Genomic DNA, 17,999 nt, shown 5'->3' with positions numbered 1-17,999 from the left:
CGGCCGTCCCCGACGTCGCGATGGCCGCCTCCCAGACTTCCCGCCCGCCGCTGCTGCAGGCCACCGGCCTGTGCTTCTCGCGCAACGACGAGCCCGTCTTCGGGCCGCTCGACGTGTCGGTCGACACCGGCGAGGCATTGCTCGTGCAGGGCCGCAACGGCGCTGGCAAGACGACGCTGCTGCGGGTGCTCGCGGGGCTGCTGTCGGCCGACTCGGGCGACGTACGCCTCCACGGCCGCCCCGCGGACGCGCACGAACGCGCCGGCACGGTCGGCTACCTCGGCCATCTCCCGGGGCTGAAGGGCGACCTGTCCTGCCTCGAGAACCTCGACATGCTCGCCGGACTCCACGGCCGCCGTCCCGAGCGGTCGCCCGAGGCCGCGCTCGACCTCGTCGGCCTCGCTGGCTATGACGACCAGCTCGGCCGGCAGCTCTCTGCGGGGCAGCGCAAGCGGCTTTCACTGGCGCGACTGTGGCTGTCGCCCGTCCCGCTCTGGCTGCTGGACGAGCCCTACGCGAACCTCGACCTGGACGGCATCGAGCTGGTGAACGGGCTGATCGAAGCGCATCTTGCCGACGGCGGCGCGACGCTGCTCACGACGCACGGCGCCTACGCCGCGCCGCCCGTCCGCACACGCCTGATCGAGCTGGGGCGGCGTCGATGACAGCGTCCCCCGGGCTTGCCGCCGCCGCGGCCGCGCTCGTCCGCCGCGACCTGCGCCTGCTCTGGCGCCGCCGCGGCGACGCGCTCCAGCCGGCCCTGTTCGCCGTCCTCGTCGTGTTGCTGTTCGCCCTGGCGCTCGGCACCGAGCAACGGCTGCTCGCACGTGCGGCGAGCGCGGTGCTGTGGCTCGCGAGCCTGCTCGCCGGCCTGCTGGCACTCGACGGCCTGTTCCGCTCGGATGCCGAGGACGGCTCCCTCGAGCAGTGGATGCTCTCGCCGGTGCCCCTCCCGTGGCTCGTGTTCGTGCGCACCGCGATGCACTGGGCGACCACCGCGCTGCCGCTGCTGATCGCCACACCTTTGCTCGGCGAGCTGCTCTACCTTCCGCGCGGGCAACTGCCGGTCCTGATGGTCTCGCTCGCCTTGGGTACACCGACGCTGAGCATGATCGGCGCGGTGGTCGCCGGGCTGACCGTGGGCATGAAGCGCTCCGGTATACTTGTCGCGTTGCTGGCGCTGCCGCTGTACGTGCCGGTCCTGGTCTTCGGCGCAGGGAGCGTCGTCGCCACTGCGCAGGGGCTGGATGCCACGGGAGCCCTCCTCCTGCTCGGCGCTGGACTCGTCGCGAGCCTGCTGCTCGCCCCGCTCGCCGCCGCGGCGGCCCTGCGGATCGCCCTGAACTAGTCCGGTACCGGCGGGTCCAACCGTCGGCCCGGCCCTGCCGAGCGGCCTCCGCGTCGCCCTCGAAGCCCGAACCGATGAATCCGCTGCTCCGCTGGTTCCACCAACTCGGCTCGCCGCCCACGTTCGACCGTTTCGCGGCGAAATGGTCGCCGAAGGCCTATGCGCTCGGCCTGCTGCTGATGCTGCCGGGGCTGTACGGTGCCCTGTTCCAGGTGCCCGCGGATTACCAGCAGGGCGACAGCTTCCGCATCCTCTACATCCACGTGCCCGCTGCGTGGATGAGCATGGCGGTGTATGCGGTGATGGCCGTGCAGGCCACGATCGCGCTGGCGTGGCGCATCAAGCTGTGCGAGATCCTCGCGATGGCCTGCGCGCCGATCGGCGCGGGCTTCACCCTGCTCACGCTCGTCACCGGCTCGATCTGGGGCCGCCCGATGTGGGGCACGTGGTGGGACTGGGATCCCCGCCTCACCACCGAGCTGGTCCTGCTCTTCGTCTATCTCGGCGTGATGGGCATCTACGCCTCGATCGACGACCGCCGCCTCGCCGCGCGCGCCGCCGCGTTCCTGGCGATCGTCGGCGTGGTGCTGCTGCCGATCATCCGGTACTCGGTGGTCTGGTGGAACTCGCTCCACCAGGGCTCGACCATCCGCCTGTTCGGCGAATCGACCATGGACGGCAGCATGATCGCGCCGCTCGTGTGGATGGTCGTCGCGACGAAGGTGTGGTTCGTCGGCGCGCTCCTCGCACGAGCGCGTGCCGACAACCTGCGACGCGAGGCCGGCAAGGCCTGGGTCGCCGATGCGGCCGGAGCACGCGGATGAATTACGCCGGCTATGTCGCCGCCGCATACGCCATGTTCTTCGCCTTCCTCGCGTGGGACTTCCTCGTGCCGTGGCTGCAGGTGCGCCGCGAGCTGCGCGCCGCCCGGCTGCGCGCCCGCCGCGCCGTCGGCGCGAACCCCGCCCCTGTTTCCGGTACCGATCGATGAATCCCGTCCGCCGTCGCCGCCTGCTCTGGATCCTCGCGCTCGTCGCCGGTGCCGCGCTCGCCGCGACACTCGTCGCCGCGGCGCTGCAGCGCAATGTGGCCTACCTCTACACGCCTGCCGAAGTCCTGGGGGGCGACGCCGGCCCGCGCGTGCGCACGGGCGAGGCGCGGTTCCGCCTTGGTGGCATGGTCGCGGCGAAATCGTTCCGACGCGAGACCGGCTCGATGGAGGCGCATTTCGACGTCATCGACGGCGACGCGCGCCTGCCTGTCGTCTACACCGGCATCCTTCCCGACCTGTTCCGCGAGAACCAGGCGGTGGTCGCGACCGGCCGGATGCGCGGCGATGTCTTCGTCGCCGAGGAAGTACTCGCCAAGCACGACGAGACCTACATGCCGAAGGAAGTCGCCGACAAGATGGGCAAGGCGCACCGCAAGCATGACGTCCCTGCCGGACCTTCTGCGCCGGCCGGCGCCGCGCGGTAGGCATCGCCATGCTTCCGGAGATCGGCCAGGTCTGCCTCGCGCTCGCGCTCGTGCTGGCGGTGCTGCAGACGGCACTCCCGCTGGTCGGCGCGCAGCGTGGCATCGGTGGCTGGATGGCGGCGGCACGGCCGCTCGCCTATGCGCAGCTGCTCGCCGTCGGGCTCGCGTTCGTCGTGCTCACGCATGCCTTCGTCACGCAGGACTTCTCCGTCCGCTACGTGCAGGCCAACAGCAATTCCCTGCTGCCCATGCCCTACCGCTTCTCCGCGGTCTGGGGCTCGCACGAGGGCTCCCTCCTGCTGTGGGCGCTGGTGCTCGCGCTGTGGACCGGCGCGGTCGCCCGTTTTTCGCGGGCGCTGCCGCCTCAGGTGGTCGCGCGCGTCATCGGCGTGATGGGCGTGGTGGCGATCGGTTTCCTCGCCTTCCTGATCTTCACGAGCAACCCGTTCGCCCGCGTGCTTCCCGCCGCGGCCGAGGGCCGTGACCTCAATCCGCTGCTGCAGGACCCGGGGCTGATCATCCATCCGCCGATGCTCTACGCGGGCTATGTCGGCTTCGCCGTGCCGTTCGCCTTCGCGATCGCCGCGTTGCTCGACGGCCGCATCGACACCCGCTGGCTGCGCTGGACGCGCCCGTGGACGAACATCGCCTGGGCCTTCCTCACCATCGGCATCGTGCTGGGCTCGTGGTGGGCCTACTACGAGCTCGGCTGGGGCGGGTGGTGGTTCTGGGACCCCGTGGAGAACGCCTCGTTCATGCCGTGGCTCGCGGGTGCGGCGCTGATCCATTCGCAGGCGGTCACGGAGAAGCGGGGCGGGTTCGCCGGCTGGACCCTGCTGCTGGCCATCGCGGCGTTCTCGCTCTCGCTGCTCGGCACGTTCCTGGTGCGTTCGGGCGTACTGACGAGTGTGCACGCCTTCGCCGCGGACCCATCGCGCGGCACGTTCGTGCTGATCTTCCTCGCGATCGTCGTCGGCGGGTCGCTCCTGCTCTACGCGCTCCGCGCGCCACAGTCGCAGCCCCGGCCTTTCGCGCTCTTCTCGCGCGACGCCCTCTTGCTCGCGAACAACGTGCTGCTCGCCACCGCCTGCGCGATGGTGCTGCTCGGCACGCTGTACCCGCTGCTCGCCGACGCGCTCGACCTCGGCAAGATCTCGGTGGGGCCTCCGTACTTCGCGACCCTGTTCGTGCTGCTCATGGCGCCGATGATCGCGCTGCTGCCGTTCGGGCCGCTCACGCGCTGGCAGGCCGAGGAGCCGCGCCTGCCGGTGCGCCTGCTGATGCCGTGGGCCGTCCTCGCGCTGGTCGCGGCCGCCGCGGCGTACGCGTTCGGGCCACCCGGCGGCTGGAAGGCACCCATCGGCGTTCTGGCGGCGGTGTGGGTCGCCGGAGGCACGCTGCGCTTCGTCGTCCGGCGCGTTCGCAACGGCGGTCGCTTGAGCGCCGAGATGCTCGGCATGGTCCTGGCGCATGCCGGCATCGCGATCTTCCTCTGCGGTGCGCTCCTGGTCGAAGGGCTCGCGTCGCAGAGAGAGGTCGCGCTGCACACGGGGCAGTCGGTCGACGTCGCGGGCCATGCCTTTCGTTTCGACGGCGTCGTCGCCGGCCGCGGGCCCAACTTCACGATGGACCGCGGCACGGTGACGATCCTTCGTGGCGACCGCGTGGTCGACGTGCTGCATCCCGAGAAGCGCGCCTACGCGAGCGGCGGGCAGGTGATGACCGAAGCCGCGATCCGCCCCGGGCTGACGCGCGACGTCTACGTCGCCCTCGGCGAGCCGCTGGGCGGCGGTGCATGGGCCGTGCGCGTGCACGTCAAGCCGTTCGTGCGCTGGATCTGGGCCGGCGGCCTGCTGATGGCGCTGGGTGGTCTGGTGTCGGCTTTCGATCGCCGGTTCAGGACGCCGGTACCGGCAGGTGGGGTGGCCGCATGAGTCGTAGCCGCTGGCTCCCCCTCGGCGTTTTCGGGTTGCTCGCGCTGTTGCTCACCGCCGGCGTGTGGATGAGCGGCCGCCGCGATCGCGATGCGATCCCGTCGCCGCTGATCGGCAAGCCGGCGCCTGCGTTCGCGCTTCCCGTGCTGCACGAGCCCGGCCGCGTACTGCGTGACAGCGACCTGCGCGGCCAGCCCTACGTGCTAAACGTCTGGGGCAGCTGGTGCCCCGCCTGCCGCGACGAGCACCCGGTGCTCACCCGCTTCGCCGAGACGCGACGCATCCGCCTGGTGGGCTACGACCTCAAGGACACGCGCCAGGACGCGCTCCGCTGGCTCGAGCAGTTCGGAAATCCCTACTGGGTGGTGATCGCCGACGAATCCGGCGATACCGCGCTCGACTGGGGCATCTACGGCGCGCCGGAGACGTTCCTGGTCGACGGCGCCGGGCGCGTGCGCTGGAAGCACGTGGGTCCGCTCACCGATGCGATCGTTCGCGACGAGTTGCTCCCGCGCATCGTGGACGTGGAGCGCGAGCGCTGATGCGCGCACTGCTGCTCGCCTTGTGCCTGCTCGCGACGAGCCTGAGCGCGTCGGCGCAGGTCGTCGACCGGCGCCCGATCGAATTCCGCGACAGGGTCGAGGAGCGACGGTTCCAGTCGCTCACGCACGAGTTGCGCTGCGTGATGTGCCAGAACCAGTCGATCGCCGATTCCGACGCGCTCATCGCCGTCGACCTGCGCCACGAGATCCTCGAGCTGATGCGCGACGGCCGCAGCGACCAGGAGATCCGCGACTACCTCGTCGCACGCTACGGCGAATTCGTGCTCTACCGCCCGCAGGTCGGGCCGGCGACCTGGGCGCTGTGGTTCGGGCCTCTCCTACTGCTTGCAGCGGGCGGCTGGCTGGTCTGGCGTCTCGCAGCCCGTTCGTCCGCGGGCGTTCCCTCCCCTGCCGCCGACGAAGACGCGCCGCCGGAGAACTGGTGACATGACTGTCTTCGTCGCGCTTGCCCTTACGCTTGCTCTGGCGGTTCTCGTGCTGGGCCTCGCACCGCTCCTGCGGCGTGGACGGGCACTCGGGCCAGTGCTCGTCATCTCCGCGCTGCTCGCCACCGCCGGCCTCTATCTCACGATCGGCACGCCCGCGGCACTCGATCCGTCCGTGCGTGAGGCGCCGAAGACGTTGGCGGGCGCGGTGTCGCGGCTCGAGGCGGAACTGGCGCGCGACCCGCGCCAGCCGGAAGGCTGGCAGCTGCTCGCCGACGGCTATCGCGCGCAGGGCCGTTCAGCCGACGCCGCACGCGCATACGACCAGGCTTTGCGCCACGGGCGTCGCACCCCCGACCTGCTCGCGCAGGCCGCGGAGGCGCGCGCGCTCGCGAGCGCGGAGCGACGGTTCGATGCAACCGCGACCGCGCTGCTCGACGAGGCGCTGCGCATCGATCCGATGCACGAGCGCTCCCGCTGGTTCCTCGGCGTTGCCTACCGGCAGGCCGGCAGGCCTGCGGACGCGGCAAGGACGTGGGAGCCCCTGCTCGCGCGTGTGCAACCCTCGACGGCCGCAGCACTGCGGCCACAGGTCGATGCCGCGCGCCGCGAGGCCGGCCTGCCCCCGCTGGCGGTGCCCGACGCGCCCGCCGGGCTCGAAGTCCGCGTCGCCATCGCGCCCTCGGTGCGCGCGAGGCTCTCGCCGGATGCCGTGGTATTCGTGGTGGCGCGCGAGCCGGGCCAGCGAATGCCGGTCGCCGTGGAGCGCCTCGCGGTCTCGGCATTGCCCGCCACCGTGGTGCTCGGCGACGACGACAGCCCGATGCCGACGCGGCGCCTCTCGCAGATCCGCAAGGTGGAGGTGGTCGCGCGCGTGTCCCGTGACGGCACGGCGAATGCGCGGGACGGCGACCCGCAGTCACCGCCGGCCGCCAGCGCGTCGCGCGGCCAGGTCACGGTCGAGATCCGATGAGCCCGGACCGGACACCTGCGGTCTGAATGAAAAAGCCCCGCATCGCGGGGCTTCCTGCCTGACCGGATCGATCAGGCCGACTTGGCTCTTGCAAGGCGCAGCCAGGTATCGACCACCGTGTCGGGGTTGAGCGATACCGACTCGATTCCCTGCTCCATCAGCCACTGCGCAAGGTCTGGGTGGTCGCTCGGGCCCTGCCCGCAGATGCCGATGTACTTGCCCTTCGCGCGCGCGGCGCTGATCGCCATCGACAGCATCTTCTTGACCGCCGGATCGCGCTCGTCGAACAGGCTCGCGACGATCGCCGAATCGCGGTCGAGGCCGAGCGTGAGCTGCGTGAGATCGTTCGAGCCGATCGAGAAGCCGTCGAAGATCTCCAGGAACTCGTCGGCCAGCAGCGCATTCGACGGCACCTCGCACATCATGATGATCTTCAGCCCGTCCTCGCCCTGTACGAGACCGTTCGCGCGAAGCACCTCGACGACCTTGCGGCCTTCGCCGAGCGTGCGTACGAACGGAATCATCACCCAGCAGTTCTTCAGGCCCATCTCGTTCCGGACCTTCAGCACCGCGCGGCACTCCAGCGCGAAGGCGTCGGCGAACGATGGATCGACGTAGCGGCTCGCGCCGCGGAAGCCGATCATCGGGTTCTCCTCGTGCGGCTCGTAGCGCGCGCCGCCGACGAGATTCGCGTACTCGTTCGACTTGAAGTCCGACAGGCGCACGATCACGGGGTTCGGCGCGACCGATGCGGTAATCGTCGCGATGCCCTCGGCCAGGCGCTCCACGTAGAAGTCGACCGGGCTCGAGTAGCCGGCCATCCGCGCGTCGATCTTCTTCTTGATGTCGGCGTCCTGGCGGTCGTACTCGAGCAACGCCTTCGGGTGCACGCCGATGTGGCTCGCGATGATCATTTCCAGGCGCGCCAGGCCGATGCCGGCGTTCGGCAGCATGGCGAAGTCGAAGGCGCGTTCCGGGTTCGCGACGTTCATCATCACCTTGAGCGGCGCGGGCGGCATGCGGTCTAGATCGGCCACATGGCGATCGAACGGAAGCTCCCCCTCGTAGATGAAGCCGGTATCGCCCTCGGCGCAGCTGATGGTGACCTGCTGGCCGTCATGGATCGTGTCGAGCGCATTCCCGGTGCCGACGACCGCCGGCACGCCGAGCTCACGCGCGATGATCGCGGCATGGCAGGTGCGCCCGCCACGATTGGTCACGATCGCGGCCGAGCGCTTCATCACGGGCTCCCAGTCGGGGTCCGTCATGTCGGCGACGAGCACGTCGCCCGGCTGCACCTTGTGCATGTCGTCGAGCGAGCGCACCACGCGGGCCACGCCCGTGCCGATCTTCTGGCCGATCGCACGCCCTTCGCAGACGATCCGGCCGCGCTGCGTGAGCTGGTAGCGCTCGATCTGCGTCGCCTTGGCGCGGGACTTCACCGTCTCCGGCCGCGCCTGCACGATGAAGAGCTTGCCGGACACGCCGTCCTTCGCCCATTCGATGTCCATCGGGCGGCCGTAATGCTGCTCGATCACGAGCGCCTGCTTGCTCAGCTCCTGCACGTCCTCGTCGGAGATGCAGAAACGGTTGCGCAGCTCGGCCGGCGTGTCCTCCGTGCGCACGCGCTCGCCGGGCACGTCGGAATAGACCATGCGCAGCTGCTTCGCGCCGAGCGTGCGGCGCAGGATCGCCTTCCTGCCGTCGCGGAGCGTGGGCTTGTAGACGTAGAACTCGTCGGGGTTGACCGCGCCCTGCACCACCATCTCGCCCAGGCCGTAGCTGGCCGTCACGAAGACCACGTCGCGGAAGCCGGATTCGGTGTCGAGGGTGAAGAGCACGCCGGACGAGCCGACGTCGGAACGCACCATCAGCTGCACGCCTGCGGACAGGAACACGTCCTCGTGCTTGAAGCCGTGATGCACGCGATAGGCGATCGCGCGATCGTTGTAGAGGCTCGCGAAGACTTCCTTGACCTTGCGGACCACGTCCTCCTCGCCGGTGACGTTGAGGAACGTCTCCTGCTGGCCCGCGAAGCTGGCGTCGGGCAGGTCCTCGGCCGTCGCCGAGGAGCGCACCGCGACCGCGACGTCGCCGCCGCCGTTCTCGCCGCAGAGCTGGCGGTAGGCCTCGCGGATCTCGCGATCGAGGTCGGGCTGCAGCGGTGCATCGATCACCCAGCCGCGGATCTCGCCGCCGGCCGCGGTGAGCGCCTGCACGTCCTCGACGTCGAGCGTCGCGAGGCGGTCGAAGATGCGCTGGTGCAGGTCGTTGTGCGCGATGAAGGCCTTGAAGGCCTCCGCCGTCGTCGCGAACCCACCCGGGACCGAGACACCGAGCCCGGCGAGGTTGCCGATCATCTCGCCCAGCGACGAATTCTTGCCGCCCACGCGCGCCAGGTCGGACAGGCGCAGCGCGTGCAACCAGAGGATGTTCTCGTTCAAGACGTTCTCCGAAGGATTCCAGGGCGCGGGCGCCGGCGAATAGCGGATATGATCGCCGCAGCGCCCCGCGCATACAAGCTTGATTCGACGGGGTTTTTCCTGTGCAGCCTGCCTTTCCGCGAGCTTTCCGATGAGCGACGTGCGCCCCGTCTTCTACGTGTCCGACGGCACCGGCATCACCGCCGAGACCATCGGGCACAGCGTGCTGACGCAGTTCACCGAGACCCGCTTCGAGAGCACGCGGATCTCGTTCGTCGACACGCTCGAGCGTGCGCAGGACACCGTCGCCCGCATCCGCGAGTCGGGCGCCCGGCATGGTGTACGACCCATCGTGATCAACTCGTGCGTGGACCCGGAGGTCAGCGCCGCGCTCGTCGAGAGCGGCGCGCTGATGCTCGATGTATTCGCGCCCTTCATCGAACCGCTCGAGCGCGAGCTCGGACAGATCCGCCAGCGGCACGTAGGCCGCGCCCACGGCATCGTCGACTTCGAGACCTATCACCGGCGCATCGACGCGATCAACTTCACGCTCACGCACGACGACGGCCAAAGCATCGACTACACCGACGCCGACCTCGTCCTCGTCGCCGTGTCGCGTGCCGGCAAGACGCCGACCTGCATCTACCTGGCGCTGCACTACGGCGTACGCGCGGCGAACTATCCGCTCACCGAGGAAGACCTCGAGCACGATCGCCTGCCCGCACGACTGCGGCCCTACCGCAACAAGCTCTTCGGCCTGACCATCGACCCGCTGCGCCTGCAGCAGATCCGCCAGGAGCGTCGCCCGGATTCGCGCTATGCGCGCCTGGAGACCTGCCGGCGGGAGGTCGCCGCGGCGGAGTCCATGTTCCGCGCCGAACGCATCCCCACGCTCAGCACCACGCACACCTCGATCGAGGAGATCGCGAGCAAGGTGATGACCACGCTGGGCATCCAGCGCGAGATGTTCTGAGACGGCTAGCACGGCCCCGCAGGGCGCCAGCTGAACGCGCAGGACGGCCATGCGCCGTGGCCGCCCGGCCGCGTGTAGCATCGATCCATGTCACATCTCGTCGCCCGCAAACGCCTCGTTCCGCGCCTCGGCCGCTTCGCCTGGCTGATGGCCCTGTACACCGAGAACCATGGCCGCATCGCGCGGATTTTCGACGTGCGCGAGCTCACCGAGGGCCGCTGGGTCTCCGACTGCGGCGACGGGTTGCCGCTGCGGCTCGACGTCATCGGCCAGCACCGCTACACGAGCGAGATCCGGCTGAGCTACACGATGGAAGACCCGGTCACCGGCGAGTCCGATCCGTCCGCCTATGTCCGCCTGTATCACGACGCGAGACAGGTCGAAGCCACGCACTGCTATGTCGGGCGCCGCTGGCAGGACGTGATCGGCGTCAATCCGACGCCCGAGCGGCTGCTCGGCCACCGGATGCGCATGAACACGTTCCTCGGCAAATGGCTGCAGTACCTGGGCGAGCGCGGGCACGCGACGGCGACGCTGCGCTACGAAGGCCCGATCCCTGCGCCGCAACGTGAAGAAATCGTCGACGAGGCTTGACGACCCCGCGAAGCGCCCCTATGATTTCGGGCTTCCAGCACGTGGGGCCATAGCTCAGCTGGGAGAGCGCTACAATGGCATTGTAGAGGTCGCCGGTTCGATCCCGGCTGGCTCCACCACTTTCAAAGACCCTCGCGGTCTCGGCTGTCCCCATCGTCTAGAGGCCTAGGACATTACCCTTTCACGGTAGCGACCGGGGTTCGAATCCCCGTGGGGACGCCAACTCTTTCAAGGCCCGCGCAAGCGGGCCTTGTCGTTTGCGGACTTCGGTCGGCCTCGACTCAGCGGCGCTCGAAGTCATCCTCGTCCGGCAGGCAGTCGGGCCTGCGCAGGCGCCGCTCGACCTCGTCGCATTTGCGCGGCGGGCCGCCGAAGAGCCCGAGCGCCCCGCGCACGATGGGCGAACGCCACGAAGCCGCGTCGAGCGCATTGCCGTCGGGTGCCCAGTTCTGCTCGAAGCGCGTCGCACGGGAAGGCAGGCGAACCGCGCGCTCGACAATGCCGCCCGGTGCAGGCGCAACCGTGAGGGGTGCGTCCGGAAGTCTCAGGTCCAGCGCGGCGGCTTCCATCGGCTCGCCTGCGACCGTCGCCCGACCCGCGGCAGTGCGGCTCGCTTCCGCAGAAGATGCCCGGCCGCGCACCTCGGGTTTGCGATCCCCGGCTATGGGCGACATCACGCCTCGCACTTCCGCTCGCACAGGTCGCTTGGGCACGATGAACTCGACGATCAAGGCGTCGTCGCGCGCATGGCTCGGAACATCGGAGACATGCAGGTTCCGCAGCCATCCGGCGATCGCGATGTGCACCGCGACAACGATCGACAGCGCGATCATCCGCTCGCGGCGTTCTTCCCTGTCCATCCGCATGTCCGCTCGGCTACTGCCGGATCCGACATCCGCACGCCGGAAAGGTTCCTCGACCCGTTCAGGCCGTGCCCTGCCCGCCCATCGTGCCCATCTGCCGACGGTAATGCCGCAGCTCGTCGATCGAATCGCGGACGTCGCTGAGTGCGGTATGCGCCGAGGTCTTGTTGAGCCCGGCGAGCACGCCCGGTGCCCAGCGCTTGGCGAGTTCCTTCAGCGTGCTGACGTCGAGGTTGCGATAGTGGAAATGCTTCTCCACGCGCGGCATCAGGCGGTGCAGGAAACGCCGGTCCTGACAGATCGAGTTGCCGCACATGGGCGACGTGCCCGCCGGCACCCACTCGGTGAGGAAGGCCACGGTGCGCGCCTCCGCCTCGGCCAACGCCACGCCCTGCGTGAGCACGCGGTCCCAGAGGCCCGAGCGACGATGCTGGTTGCGGTTCCATTCGTCCATCGCCTCGAGTTGCGCTACGGGATGCGCGATCGCGAGCTCCGGACCTTCGGCGAGTACGTTGAGCTCCGCGTCGGTCACGACCGTCGCGATCTCGAGGATCGAGTCGTTGTCGGTGTCGAGGCCGGTCATCTCGAGATCGATCCAGATGAGGCGGTGATCCTTCTGCGCTTCGTTCGTCATGCGGTCGCGGCCGGTCGGGGTCCGCAGGCATGATAGCGAGCCCTCCGCGACGACGCCCGCCATGCCCGAGCTCGCACCCGGCCACTACGCGATCCTCACCACGATGCTCGCGCCCGCATTGCTGATGGCGGCGACGGGCTCGCTGCTGGTGTCGGCGAACGCGCGGCTGGCACGCGTTGTGGACCGGCTGCGCGCCGTGATCCAGGACTGGAAGACCGACACGCCGGATACCGCGTGGCGCGACCTGCAGATCACGCGGCATCGCCGACGCGCCGCGCTGGTCCTGCGGGCCTGCCAGATGCTCTACGCGGCCCTCGGGAGCTTCGTGGGCACGAGCCTGGCCTTGGCGATCGATGCGCTCGCCGGCTTCCGTCTCGGTGTCGTGCCGACCGTACTCGCGATCCTCGGCGTCGGCTTCCTGCTCGGGGCGAGCCTGCTGCTGGGTATCGAGGTCAGCCTGTCCGTCCGGAGCTTCGACGAGGAGCTCGACCACGAGATCTCGCGTCGCGACCGCTAGCGCTCATGCGGCGCCCGACGGCCTCGCCCGCTTCGCGCGGAAATACGCGGTGAGCATTTCCCCCGCCTCCTCCGCCAGCACGCCCCCGAGCACCTGCACGCGATGGTTGTGGCGCGGATCGGCGAGCAGGTCGAAGACGCTGCCTGCGGCGCCGGTCTTCGGGTCGAATGCCCCGAAGACCACCCGCGATACGCGCGCATGGATCATCGCCATCGCGCACATCGCGCAGGGCTCCAGGCTCACGAAGAGCGTCGTGCCGAGCAGGCGGTGGTTGCCGACCGCGCGGCCGGCGTCCCGCAGGGCGACGATCTCCGCATGCGCGCTCGGATCGTGCTCGCCGATGTTGCGGTTCCAGCCGCGGCCGATCACGACGCCCTGCGCGTCCACGACGACGGCGCCGACCGGGATCTCGTCGTGGGTGTCGCGCGCGTACATCGCGAGCGCGAGCGCCTCGCGCATGAAGCCGACGTCGGCCGGATCGGCTGCCGGTGCATTTCCGATCGTCATCGCCAGGCGCCCGTCATCGCGATGTACCGCATCTGCCGCTCATGGATAGAACGGGATTCGCACCATGCGGAAGCGCCCGTCGCGGCCCGTTCGCGCGAAGACGCGCTGGTCGTCGATCTCGGGCGCGTCGAGCAGGACCTCCCCCTGCTGCAACGGGCCGTAGTCATCGCCGCCGTAGTGCCCCGAGCGGCGTACGAGGCGTGCGCGCAGCGCCTCGCGCACCCCGGGACCGAAGATCCGGGCGTAGCGGGCGAGAAATTCGCCTGCGTTGCGACTGGTGCGCTTGGCGTGGATTTCCGCGGCGCTGCATCCGTCGTCCGGGACATCGCAGGCGGTGCCCGCCGGTGGCGACACGTTGGCGAAGTCGCGGAACGGATAGGCCGTCATGCGGGCGACCGCCTGGCGATCATCCGTCAGCACGGCGTGGCGGAAGTCCTCGAAGAACGGGCGGAAGTCCGTATGGCGCTCGTAACGATAGACATGCGGCGTCTTCGCGACGGGCTCGGCCGCATCCGCCGGGACGGTCGCGGCCGGCAGCACGACCAGCATTGTCAGGACGAGCGTTGCCCATGCGACGACCGAACGCCCGCGCGTCAGTGCCCGATGCATCGCCTCACTCCCACTCGATGGTTGCGGGTGGCTTGCCGCTGATGTCGTAGACCACGCGCGACACGCCGCGCAGTTCGTTGATGATGCGGTTCGAGACGTGCCCCAGGAAGTCGTGCGGCAGGTGCGCCCAGTGCGCCGTCATGAAGTCGATGGTCTCGACCGCGCGGAGCGCGATGACCCACTCGTAGGCGCGCGCATCGCCGACGACACCCACCGAGCGGACCGGCAGGAACACGGCGAATGCCTGGCTGACCTTGTCGTACAGGTCGTGCCGGCGGAGTTCCTCGATGAAGATGTGGTCGGCCTTCGCCAGCAGTTCCGCATACTCCGGCCGCACCTCGCCGAGGATGCGCACCCCGAGCCCCGGGCCGGGGAAGGGATGGCGGTAGACCATGTGCGTCGGCAGGCCGAGCTCGACGCCCAGGCGCCGGACCTCGTCCTTGAACAGCTCGCGCAGAGGCTCGATGAGGCCGAGCTTCATCGTCTCCGGCAGGCCGCCGACGTTGTGGTGGCTCTTGATGACGTGGGCCTTGCCCGTCTTGCTGCCGGCCGACTCGATCACGTCGGGATAGATCGTGCCCTGCGCGAGCCACTTCGCATTGGTGAGCCGGGCGGACTCCTCGTCGAAGATTTCGATGAAGAGCCGGCCGATGATCTTGCGCTTCGCCTCGGGGTCGTTGACGCCTTCGAGCGCACGGAAATAGCGTTCGCGCGCGTTGACGCGCACCACGCGCACGCCCATGTGCTCGGCGAACATCGCCATGACCTGGTCGCCTTCCTGCCAGCGCAGCAGGCCGGTGTCGACGAACACGCACGTGAGCTGGTCGCCGATCGCGCGATGCAGCAGCGCGGCGACCACCGACGAATCCACGCCGCCGGAAAGGCCGAGTACCACCTCGTCGGAACCGACCTGCGCGCGTACGCGTGCGATCTGGTCCTCGATGATGCCGGCCGCGGTCCACAGCGTCGCGCAGCCGCAGACGTCGACCACGAAGCGGCGCAGCAGCGTCTGGCCCTGCTTCGTGTGGGTGACTTCCGGATGGAACTGCACGGCGTACCAGCGGCGCGACTCGTCGGCCATCGCCGCAACCGGGATGCGGTCCGTGCGCGCGGTGATCGCGAAGCCCGGCGGCACCGCGGCGACGTGGTCCCCGTGGCTCATCCAGACGTCGAGCAGTGGCGGGCCGTCGTGGTCGCTCAGTCCGGCGAAGAGCGCATCGGGCTGCACGATCTCGACCGTCGCATGGCCGAACTCGCGTGCGTCCGCGGCCTCGGTGGCGCCGCCGAGCTGGGCGGCCATGGTCTGCATGCCGTAGCAGATGCCGAGGATCGGCAACCCGGAATCGAAGACTTCCTGCGGTGCGCGGGGCGCGCCGGGCAGCGTAGTGGATTCCGGGCCGCCGGACAGGATGATCCCCTTCGGCGCGAACGCGGCGATCTCGGCCGGGTCGTGGTCCCAGGCCCAGATCTCGCAGTAGACGCCCAGCTCGCGGACGCGACGGGCGATCAGCTGCGTGTACTGCGCGCCGAAGTCGAGGATGAGGATCTTGTCGCTGTGGATGTCGTGCACGCGCTGCGTCTTCCGGTGCGTCCCGCGGGCGGGACGGTGTCTGTACCGACGGCGCGACGTCGCGGCCGTCGACATCAAGATGCGCCCTGAGCGGCGCGCCGCGAACTACGTGCGGTAGTTCGGCGGCTCTTTCGTGATCTGCACGTCGTGGACGTGGCTCTCGCGCGTGCCCGCGCTGGTGACGCGTACGAAGCTGGGCGTGGTACGCATCTGCTCGATCGTCGCGCAGCCGACGTAGCCCATCGTCGCGCGCAGGCCCCCGGCGAGCTGGTGGACCACGCCACGCAGCGCGCCGCGGTACGGCACGCGGCCCTCGATGCCCTCGGGTACGAGCTTGTCGGCGTCGGATGCGTCCTGGAAATAGCGGTCCTTCGAGCCCTTCTCCATCGCGCCGAGCGAGCCCATGCCCCGGTAGCTCTTGTAGCTGCGGCCCTGGAAGAGCTCGGTCTCGCCGGGCGATTCCTCGGTGCCGGCGAACAGGCCGCCGATCATCACGCTCGACGCGCCCGCGACGATCGCCTTGCCGATGTCGCCCGAATACCGAATGCCGCCGTCGGCGATGAGCGGGATGCGGTCCTGCAGCGCTTCGGCGACCATCGAGACCGCGGTGATCTGGGGGACACCCACGCCGGCGACGATCCGCGTGGTGCAGATCGAGCCGGGGCCGACCCCGACCTTCACCGCATCGGCGCCGTGGTCCATCAGCGCGAGCGCCGCATCACCGGTGACGATGTTGCCGCCGATCACCTGGCACTTCGGGAACCGCGTCTTGACCCACTTCACGCGGTCGAGCACGCCCTGCGAATGGCCGTGCGCGGTGTCGACCACGATCACATCGACGCCCGCCTCGATCAACGCTTCGACACGCGCTTCCGTGTCCCCGCCGACGCCCACCGCCGCGCCGACCAGCAGGCGTCCGCCGCTGTCATAGGCCGCGTTCGGGTTGTCGCGCTTCTTCTGGATGTCCTTGACCGTGATCAGCCCGCGCAGGGCGAAGTCGTCGTTGACGACGAGAACCTTCTCGATGCGGTTCTTGTGCAGCAGGCCGAGCACCTCGTCGTCCGGCGCGCCTTCGCGCACGGTCACGAGCCGATCCTTGCGCGTCATGATGTTGCGCACCGGATCGCCGAGCTGCGTCTCGAAGCGCATGTCGCGGCTGGTGACGATGCCGACGAGCTGGCCGCTCTCGTCGACGACCGGCACGCCGGAGATGTTGCGGGCGCGCGTGAGCTTGAGCACTTCCGCGATCGTGGTGTCGGGCCCCACGGTGAAGGGCTCGCGGATCACGCCCGCCTCGAAGTTCTTGACCTGCGCGACCTGCGCCGCCTGCTGCTCGAGCGTCATGTTCTTGTGCAGGATCGAGATCCCGCCGAGCTGCGCCATCGCGATCGCGAGGCGGGCTTCGGAGACGGTGTCCATCGCCGCCGAGACGATCGGCAGGCGGATGGTGAGGTCACGGGTGAGGCGGGTCGCGAGCGAGACGTCCTTGGGCAGGACCGTCGAGTGCGCGGGGACGAGCGAGACGTCGTCGAAGGTGAGCGCTTCAGCCTGGATGCGCAGCATGGGCGGCCCCGGGAGGATGAAGCGCGCCATTGTAACGCGCCGCGGCGGTCTTCAGGAACCGTCACGCTCGAAGGTGCCTGTCCCTGCCTGGGCGGGTCGCATGTGCGATCTGCCGTCGCGTTCTCAGGGATCGAGCGCTTCTGCCGCCTCGAGCGTGTTCTCCATGAGGGTCGCGACGGTCATCGGTCCCACGCCGCCAGGCACCGGCGTGATCCAGCTCGCGCGCTGCGCGGCCGCCGCGAAGCCGACATCCCCCACCAGCCGGCCGTCGTCGAGCCGATTGATGCCGACGTCGATGACCACCGCGCCCGGCTTGACCCACTCGCCCGGAATCAGCCCCGGGCGCCCTACCGCAACCACGAGGATGTCGGCACCGCGCACGGCGGCTTCGAGCGTGTCCGGCGGGGTGAAGCGGTGGCAGCACGTCACCGTGCAGCCGGCGATGAGCAGCTCCAGCGCCATCGGGCGGCCCACGTGGTTGCTCACGCCGACGATCGTGGCGCTCTGGCCGCGCACGGGGCGGTCCGTGTAGCCCAGGAGCGTGGTGATCCCGCGCGGCGTGCAGGGCCGAAGTCCGAACTCGCGCAGCACGAGGTGGCCGACGTTCTGCGGGTGGAAGCCGTCGACGTCCTTGCGCGGATCGATGCGGTTGATCAGCGCCGATGCGTCACGGCGGTCGGGCAGCGGCAGCTGCAGGAGGATGCCGTGCACGTCGGGGTCCGCATTCAGGCGGTCGACCAGCGCGAGCAGTTCGGCGTCGCCGGTGTCCGCGGGCAGGTCGTGGTCGATCGCGCGGATGCCGACCTTCTGCGCGGCGCGGCGCTTGTTGCGCACGTAGACCGCGGAGGCCGGGTCGTCCCCGACCAGGATCACCGCAAGTCCGGGTGGGCGCTTGCCTGCCGCGAGGCGCGTATCGACGCGGGCCTTCAGCTCGTCGAGCAGCGTCTCCGCGATGCGCTTGCCGTCGAGGATGCGGGCGGTGGGGCGATCGGGGGTCATCGGCTCGGCGGCGGCGCGGTCGGGCGCG

Annotated in this window: 20 protein-coding genes and 2 tRNA genes; 14 read left to right on the top strand and 8 right to left on the bottom strand. The window is 69.8% G+C overall.

Annotated features, from left to right (window positions below; translation table 11 throughout):
- Window positions 1-20 precede the first annotated feature (20 nt).
- The 9 genes from ccmA (at window position 21) to ACYVJJ_RS10400 (ending at window position 6,719) form a co-directional block, all read left to right on the top strand.
- The gene (gene ccmA / locus ACYVJJ_RS10440; RefSeq protein ID WP_460833308.1) at window positions 21-665 is read left to right on the top strand and encodes a heme ABC exporter ATP-binding protein CcmA; all 645 of its coding nucleotides are present in this window, start codon (window positions 21-23) and stop codon (window positions 663-665) included.
- Window positions 662-1,348 (top strand): heme exporter protein CcmB, encoded by a 687-nt coding sequence (gene ccmB, locus ACYVJJ_RS10435; RefSeq protein WP_460833306.1) that lies wholly within the window; start codon window positions 662-664, stop codon window positions 1,346-1,348. The genes ccmA and ccmB overlap by 4 nt, the downstream gene beginning before the upstream one ends.
- A 74-nt stretch (window positions 1,349-1,422) precedes the next feature.
- The gene (gene ccmC, locus ACYVJJ_RS10430; protein WP_460833304.1) at window positions 1,423-2,172 is read left to right on the top strand and encodes a heme ABC transporter permease CcmC; all 750 of its coding nucleotides are present in this window, start codon (window positions 1,423-1,425) and stop codon (window positions 2,170-2,172) included.
- Window positions 2,169-2,339: a heme exporter protein CcmD gene (gene ccmD / locus ACYVJJ_RS10425; RefSeq protein ID WP_460833302.1), complete on the top strand. Its 171-nt coding sequence runs from the start codon at window positions 2,169-2,171 to the stop codon at window positions 2,337-2,339. The genes ccmC and ccmD overlap by 4 nt, the downstream gene beginning before the upstream one ends.
- Window positions 2,336-2,824, top strand: coding sequence for a cytochrome c maturation protein CcmE (gene ccmE, locus ACYVJJ_RS10420; protein WP_460833301.1), 489 nt, complete (start codon window positions 2,336-2,338; stop codon window positions 2,822-2,824). The genes ccmD and ccmE overlap by 4 nt, the downstream gene beginning before the upstream one ends.
- Before the next feature lie 8 nt (window positions 2,825-2,832).
- Window positions 2,833-4,758 (top strand): heme lyase CcmF/NrfE family subunit, encoded by a 1,926-nt coding sequence (locus ACYVJJ_RS10415; protein WP_460833299.1) that lies wholly within the window; start codon window positions 2,833-2,835, stop codon window positions 4,756-4,758.
- A complete protein-coding gene (locus ACYVJJ_RS10410) occupies window positions 4,755-5,300 on the top strand; it encodes a DsbE family thiol:disulfide interchange protein (RefSeq protein ID WP_460833297.1) in 546 nt (181 codons plus the stop codon). Before ACYVJJ_RS10415 ends, ACYVJJ_RS10410 begins: the two co-directional genes overlap by 4 nt.
- Window positions 5,297-5,746 (top strand): cytochrome c-type biogenesis protein, encoded by a 450-nt coding sequence (locus ACYVJJ_RS10405; RefSeq protein ID WP_460833375.1) that lies wholly within the window; start codon window positions 5,297-5,299, stop codon window positions 5,744-5,746. The genes ACYVJJ_RS10410 and ACYVJJ_RS10405 overlap by 4 nt, the downstream gene beginning before the upstream one ends.
- Before the next feature lies 1 nt (window position 5,747).
- Window positions 5,748-6,719 (top strand): tetratricopeptide repeat protein, encoded by a 972-nt coding sequence (locus tag ACYVJJ_RS10400; protein ID WP_460833295.1) that lies wholly within the window; start codon window positions 5,748-5,750, stop codon window positions 6,717-6,719.
- A gap of 71 nt (window positions 6,720-6,790) precedes the next feature.
- On the opposite strand, the gene ppsA is transcribed toward ACYVJJ_RS10400, so the two are convergent.
- On the bottom strand, window positions 6,791-9,163 hold the full coding sequence (ppsA, locus tag ACYVJJ_RS10395) for a phosphoenolpyruvate synthase (RefSeq protein ID WP_460833293.1): 2,373 nt from the start codon (window positions 9,161-9,163) through the stop codon (window positions 6,791-6,793).
- 130 nt (window positions 9,164-9,293) lie between these two features.
- Between ppsA and ppsR the strand changes: the two genes are divergently transcribed.
- The 4 genes from ppsR to ACYVJJ_RS10375 all read left to right on the top strand — a co-directional run bounded on the left by ppsR (window position 9,294) and on the right by ACYVJJ_RS10375 (window position 10,931).
- Window positions 9,294-10,115, top strand: a complete 822-nt coding sequence (ppsR, locus tag ACYVJJ_RS10390; RefSeq protein WP_460833291.1) for a posphoenolpyruvate synthetase regulatory kinase/phosphorylase PpsR — start codon at window positions 9,294-9,296, stop codon at window positions 10,113-10,115.
- An 87-nt stretch (window positions 10,116-10,202) separates the two neighbouring features.
- Window positions 10,203-10,709, top strand: coding sequence for a DUF1249 domain-containing protein (locus tag ACYVJJ_RS10385; RefSeq protein WP_460833290.1), 507 nt, complete (start codon window positions 10,203-10,205; stop codon window positions 10,707-10,709).
- A gap of 43 nt (window positions 10,710-10,752) precedes the next feature.
- Window positions 10,753-10,828: transfer RNA gene (locus ACYVJJ_RS10380), tRNA-Ala, on the top strand.
- Window positions 10,829-10,855: 27 nt separating this feature from the next.
- Window positions 10,856-10,931, top strand: a tRNA-Glu gene (locus ACYVJJ_RS10375).
- Window positions 10,932-10,990: 59 nt separating this feature from the next.
- On the opposite strand, the gene ACYVJJ_RS10370 is transcribed toward ACYVJJ_RS10375, so the two are convergent.
- Window positions 10,991-11,542, bottom strand: a complete 552-nt coding sequence (locus ACYVJJ_RS10370) for a hypothetical protein (RefSeq protein WP_460833288.1) — start codon at window positions 11,540-11,542, stop codon at window positions 10,991-10,993.
- Window positions 11,543-11,633: 91 nt separating this feature from the next.
- Window positions 11,634-12,206 (bottom strand): oligoribonuclease, encoded by a 573-nt coding sequence (orn, locus tag ACYVJJ_RS10365; RefSeq protein ID WP_460833286.1) that lies wholly within the window; start codon window positions 12,204-12,206, stop codon window positions 11,634-11,636.
- A gap of 61 nt (window positions 12,207-12,267) precedes the next feature.
- On the opposite strand from orn, the gene ACYVJJ_RS10360 reads away from it, so the two are divergent.
- Window positions 12,268-12,723, top strand: coding sequence for a DUF2721 domain-containing protein (locus ACYVJJ_RS10360; protein ID WP_460833284.1), 456 nt, complete (start codon window positions 12,268-12,270; stop codon window positions 12,721-12,723).
- A 3-nt stretch (window positions 12,724-12,726) separates the two neighbouring features.
- On the opposite strand, the gene tadA is transcribed toward ACYVJJ_RS10360, so the two are convergent.
- The 5 genes from tadA to folD all read right to left on the bottom strand — a co-directional run bounded on the left by tadA (window position 12,727) and on the right by folD (window position 17,971).
- Window positions 12,727-13,230: a tRNA adenosine(34) deaminase TadA gene (tadA, locus tag ACYVJJ_RS10355; RefSeq protein WP_460833282.1), complete on the bottom strand. Its 504-nt coding sequence runs from the start codon at window positions 13,228-13,230 to the stop codon at window positions 12,727-12,729.
- A gap of 39 nt (window positions 13,231-13,269) precedes the next feature.
- On the bottom strand, window positions 13,270-13,839 hold the full coding sequence (locus ACYVJJ_RS10350; RefSeq protein ID WP_460833280.1) for a hypothetical protein: 570 nt from the start codon (window positions 13,837-13,839) through the stop codon (window positions 13,270-13,272).
- 4 nt (window positions 13,840-13,843) lie between these two features.
- The gene (gene guaA / locus ACYVJJ_RS10345) at window positions 13,844-15,409 is read right to left on the bottom strand and encodes a glutamine-hydrolyzing GMP synthase (RefSeq protein WP_460833278.1); all 1,566 of its coding nucleotides are present in this window, start codon (window positions 15,407-15,409) and stop codon (window positions 13,844-13,846) included.
- A 105-nt stretch (window positions 15,410-15,514) separates the two neighbouring features.
- Entirely contained in the window at window positions 15,515-16,972 is a 1,458-nt protein-coding gene (gene guaB, locus ACYVJJ_RS10340) for an IMP dehydrogenase (RefSeq protein ID WP_460833373.1), read from the bottom strand.
- A gap of 123 nt (window positions 16,973-17,095) precedes the next feature.
- Window positions 17,096-17,971, bottom strand: coding sequence for a bifunctional methylenetetrahydrofolate dehydrogenase/methenyltetrahydrofolate cyclohydrolase FolD (gene folD / locus ACYVJJ_RS10335; RefSeq protein ID WP_460833277.1), 876 nt, complete (start codon window positions 17,969-17,971; stop codon window positions 17,096-17,098).
- Between the last annotated feature and the right edge of the window lie 28 nt (window positions 17,972-17,999).

Source organism: Lysobacter humi (ex Lee et al. 2017), from assembly GCF_054781815.1.
Note: the sequence above shows the minus strand (reverse complement) of the source record. Positions and strands in the feature narration are given on the sequence as shown.

Coding starts and splice junctions, on each gene's coding strand:
- ccmA (WP_460833308.1), top strand. CDS start 21: ATGGCCGCCTCCCAGACTTCCCGCCCGCCGCTGCTGCAGGCCACCGGC.
- ccmB (WP_460833306.1), top strand. CDS start 662: ATGACAGCGTCCCCCGGGCTTGCCGCCGCCGCGGCCGCGCTCGTCCGC.
- ccmC (WP_460833304.1), top strand. CDS start 1,423: ATGAATCCGCTGCTCCGCTGGTTCCACCAACTCGGCTCGCCGCCCACG.
- ccmD (WP_460833302.1), top strand. CDS start 2,169: ATGAATTACGCCGGCTATGTCGCCGCCGCATACGCCATGTTCTTCGCC.
- ccmE (WP_460833301.1), top strand. CDS start 2,336: ATGAATCCCGTCCGCCGTCGCCGCCTGCTCTGGATCCTCGCGCTCGTC.
- ACYVJJ_RS10415 (WP_460833299.1), top strand. CDS start 2,833: ATGCTTCCGGAGATCGGCCAGGTCTGCCTCGCGCTCGCGCTCGTGCTG.
- ACYVJJ_RS10410 (WP_460833297.1), top strand. CDS start 4,755: ATGAGTCGTAGCCGCTGGCTCCCCCTCGGCGTTTTCGGGTTGCTCGCG.
- ACYVJJ_RS10400 (WP_460833295.1), top strand. CDS start 5,748: ATGACTGTCTTCGTCGCGCTTGCCCTTACGCTTGCTCTGGCGGTTCTC.
- ppsR (WP_460833291.1), top strand. CDS start 9,294: ATGAGCGACGTGCGCCCCGTCTTCTACGTGTCCGACGGCACCGGCATC.
- ACYVJJ_RS10385 (WP_460833290.1), top strand. CDS start 10,203: ATGTCACATCTCGTCGCCCGCAAACGCCTCGTTCCGCGCCTCGGCCGC.
- ACYVJJ_RS10370 (WP_460833288.1), bottom strand. CDS start 11,542: ATGATCGCGCTGTCGATCGTTGTCGCGGTGCACATCGCGATCGCCGGA.
- orn (WP_460833286.1), bottom strand. CDS start 12,206: ATGACGAACGAAGCGCAGAAGGATCACCGCCTCATCTGGATCGATCTC.
- ACYVJJ_RS10360 (WP_460833284.1), top strand. CDS start 12,268: ATGCCCGAGCTCGCACCCGGCCACTACGCGATCCTCACCACGATGCTC.
- tadA (WP_460833282.1), bottom strand. CDS start 13,230: ATGACGATCGGAAATGCACCGGCAGCCGATCCGGCCGACGTCGGCTTC.
- ACYVJJ_RS10350 (WP_460833280.1), bottom strand. CDS start 13,839: ATGCATCGGGCACTGACGCGCGGGCGTTCGGTCGTCGCATGGGCAACG.
- guaB (WP_460833373.1), bottom strand. CDS start 16,972: ATGCTGCGCATCCAGGCTGAAGCGCTCACCTTCGACGACGTCTCGCTC.
- folD (WP_460833277.1), bottom strand. CDS start 17,971: ATGACCCCCGATCGCCCCACCGCCCGCATCCTCGACGGCAAGCGCATC.